A 3491-nucleotide genomic window follows, 5' to 3' on the forward strand; every position below is an offset into this window, starting at 1 on the left:
CTCGCCGCCCCGGCGCTCGACACTCCCGTCGGCCAGGATCTTCAAGGCCTGCTCGGCGGGCTCGCCGTCGACATCCGCCACCTGGACCACGATCACATCCGACCCCACCTGCCGCTTCAGGTCGTCCGGCGTCCCTTCGGCCACGATCTTGCCCTGGTTGATGATGCCCAGGTAGTCGGCGATTGTCGGCCTCCTGCAGGTACTGCGTCGTCAGGAAGATCGTCATTCCGAGACGCTCGTTGAGGTGACGGACCTCCTCCCACACCCGGGTCCGGCTCACCGGGTCCAGGCCGGTGGTCGGTTCGTCCAGGAACAGCACCTCCGGGTTGTGCACCAGTGCGGCCGCCAGGTCGAGCCGGCGCTTCATGCCGCCCGAGTAGGTGCCGATGCGGCGGCCGAGGGCTTCGCCGATGTCGACCAGGGAGGTGATCGCCTTCACGCGGGCGTCGATCTCGGAACGCCTGAGGCCGTAGAGCCGTCCCTGCAGTCGGAGGATCTCGATCCCGGTCTGCTTGTCGTCCAGGGCTGCCTCCTGCAGGGCGAGGCCGATGCGCAGGCGCACCTCGTCCGGATGCTTGACGACGTTGTGGCCCGCCACCCACGCCCGACCGCTGGTGGGCGCCAGCAGCGTGGAAAGCATGCGGATGACTGTGGTCTTGCCGGCGCCGTTGGGGCCGAGGAAGCCGTAGATCTCGCCGCGTTCGACCTCGAGGTCCACGCCGTCCACCGCGTGCACGTCGCCGTAGGCCTTGGCCAGCCCCTCCGTTTGGACCGCCAGCTCATCCAATCGCAACCCCCCGGGTAGTTGGATCGAGACTATCGGTTACGGGAGGATAAACACCGGCGTGCCCGGAGCGGCCATTCCCGCCAGCCGGGTGACGTCCTTGTTCAGCAGCCGGAGGCACCCGTTGCTCGCAGAGGCGCCCACCGAGCCGTCGTTGCCCCAGCCGTGGATCGCGATCTGGCCGACCCCGCCGCCAAAGTTCGTCAGCACGTTGGAGAAGGCTGCCACGCTCAGCATGTGGGCGCCGTAGGGACTCCCCGGGTTCTTCACGGAGAAGTCGACGTAGTAGTTGCCGGTCGGGGTTGGGGTCTTGGAGGTTCCGACTCCGACCGGGGTCGCCATCAGCAGCTTGGAACCCCTGAAGACGCTCAGCTTTCGTTTGGCGACCTCGATGATGATGTGGTTGGGCACGCTCTTGACCAGCACGTCGGACTTGCGCACCCAACCCGTGGCCCCGTTCGGCCGGGCGGGAAGCTGGACCTTGAGCCACTCCCCCTGGACCTCTTTGACTCCAAAGACCACCTGCATCCCCTCAACCGTGGGATTTCGCATCGTCTTGGTTTGGGCGCCGCCGGGGCCGCTGTGAATCGGGATCTCTCCGACCGCCCCAAACGCCGCCTGGGACGCACCGGGGTGCTTGAATACCAGCGGGGTTTCCGGGGATGGCGATTCCGAGGGCGATTCGGAAGGAGTGGGCTCCGGCGAGGCGGACTCGGACGCCTTCGGCGATGCCTTGGCCCTCTTTTCGGGGGCTTCTGCGGCACCGGTGCCCACCGAAATCCATACGAAGGCTCCGGTTGCCACCAACGCGAGGACACCGACTATCGCCAGGCCGATCTTGTGAAACTTTTTGATGTTGTGACCCCCGTGTCGCCGATTTTCACTTCAGGATCGGACCGGGCTATGAGCTTCAGCGAGCGCCGGCCTGCCGCCCATCCTACCCGGCTGCCGTAAATTCAAAGCCGCGCTCAGTGACTTTTCCACCGCCCCTGGCGTTTGCGTGCGGCTGAACTGCCGGCTAATCCGCCCGGAACGGCGACGATTCTAACCGCATTTCGTCCTATTTTGGGACGTACTTCAGCACAACTATTCCCGAGTTGAACCGGGTGGTGTCCGCCAGCTTCAGGTGTGTGAGGTCGAGGCCCTCGAACAGGCGCTGGCCGCTGCCTGCGATCACCGGGAAGAGCCAGAAGTGGTACTCGTCGGTCAGGTTGTTCTCGAAAAGGGTCTGGCTGAGCTCCCCGGTCCCGTACTTCAACAGGTTCTTCCCGGCCTTGAGCTCGGTGACCTCGTCCACCAGGTTCTCGCCGATCACGCTGGAGTTCCAGATTGGCTCGGTCAGCGTGCGGGAGGCAACGAACTTCGGCATGCCGTTGATCCGGTCGGTGAACTCGTCACCGCTCCGCGAAGGCCACGCCTGGGAGAAGCCCTCGTAGGTCTTCCTGCCCAGCAGCAGCGCGTCCGAAGCGAAAAGCAGGTCGCGGGAGTAGCCGGCGTGCTCGTCGTCCCAGTAGGGCGGTCCCCACCTCTGGGGTTCGGACATAACGCCGTCGAGAGAAATGAAGGTGCTTTCGATGAGCTTGCCCATGGATCTCCTCCTTGCCTGTTGTTGGCCTTAGTGGATGGTGTAGTCGACCATCACCGGCTGCGGGTCGTCCAGGGTCGACTCAATCGTGAAGGTGAGGCGGGCGCTCTCGCCGATCCTTGGGGTGGGCGGTTCCAGTTTCAGTTCCTCCAGCTTCACCGATAATCCGGCCTTGAAGCCCATGACCTCGAGCGCTCCCGCGTCACCCCGCTTCAGGAGCGTCCGCAGGGCGTGGCGGGCCAGCTTGTAGGTGTCGGTGCCGGGTTTCGGATCCCAGCTGCACAGCAGTTTGATGACGACATCCGGGTGATCCCGTGAGATGTCGTTGAGATTGTTGGCCACACTGCGGCGGACCGACTCGTCGGAGTCGTCGTGCAGCCGCTCGAGGATCGGGAGGATCGGCGCCGGGTCGGAGGCCAGCTTATGCAGCCGCATGCCCCAGGGCAGCCGGGGCCGGCAGCCTTCGGTCGCCAGGCGGCGAACCGCGGGATCCGGGTCTGCAGCCCACTCGAGCATCCGGGCCATTGTCCGCTCCTGATCGGAAGCGATGAAGGGCCGGATAGCGAACTCGGCCGACTCCAGCCGGGTGAACTGCGCGAGAGCGGGAACCGATGCCTCCCAGTCGTCCGTGCCATAGGCCTCGACGAAGTCGGAGAACGCCAGCGACGAGAAGCCTTCGGCGGCATGGGGCACCGCCGCCAGCAACACGTCGAGCTGATCCCGGTAGGTCCCGGGAAGTATCTCGTGCAACGCCTCGCTGATGCGGCGGATTCGTTGCTTCAGCTCCCGGTCCGACCAGCCGGTGTCGAACACCATCTCCATAAATGCGGAGCGGTCGAACCCCCGGAATCCGGCATGCACCGCATCGCCGATGGCGCCGACCGACTCCCGGTTGAACAGGTTTTTGAGCAGGAAAGGATCGTCTGGACTCACTCGAGCAATCTAAGGCTTGCGGGACTGGAGTGCCGGCGGACCTCCGGTAGCTAGATCGGCCCGTAGGTGAGGACCCTCGTGGCGTAGACGTCCCACAACGACCCCAGGAAGTACTCCCCGAAGCGGTTCAGCGCATCGACCTTGGCCTTGATCCCGGGCGCCCCCACCCGGAAGGTGGTCAGCTCCTTC

The 3491-nt window shown here is 65.1% G+C and carries 4 protein-coding genes; all 4 read right to left on the reverse strand.

Annotated features, from left to right (window positions below):
• Positions 1-787: ATP-binding cassette domain-containing protein (locus VFV09_05430; GenBank protein ID HEU4867153.1), on the reverse strand; the 787-nt coding region annotated here is incomplete at its 3' end.
• Between the two features lie 36 nt (positions 788-823).
• Positions 824-1588 carry a L,D-transpeptidase gene (locus VFV09_05435; protein HEU4867154.1) on the reverse strand — a complete coding sequence of 255 codons (765 nt, stop codon included), beginning with the start codon at positions 1586-1588 and terminating at the stop codon, positions 824-826.
• A gap of 256 nt (positions 1589-1844) precedes the next feature.
• Positions 1845-2372, reverse strand: a complete 528-nt coding sequence (locus VFV09_05440; protein ID HEU4867155.1) for a dihydrofolate reductase family protein — start codon at positions 2370-2372, stop codon at positions 1845-1847.
• A gap of 27 nt (positions 2373-2399) precedes the next feature.
• A complete protein-coding gene (locus VFV09_05445) occupies positions 2400-3302 on the reverse strand; it encodes a DNA alkylation repair protein (protein ID HEU4867156.1) in 903 nt (300 codons plus the stop codon).
• Positions 3303-3491: the final 189 nt, after the last annotated feature.

The organism is Actinomycetota bacterium (assembly GCA_035759705.1).
In the GTDB taxonomy this organism is placed as follows: Bacteria; Actinomycetota; CADDZG01; order JAHWKV01; family JAHWKV01; genus JAJCYE01.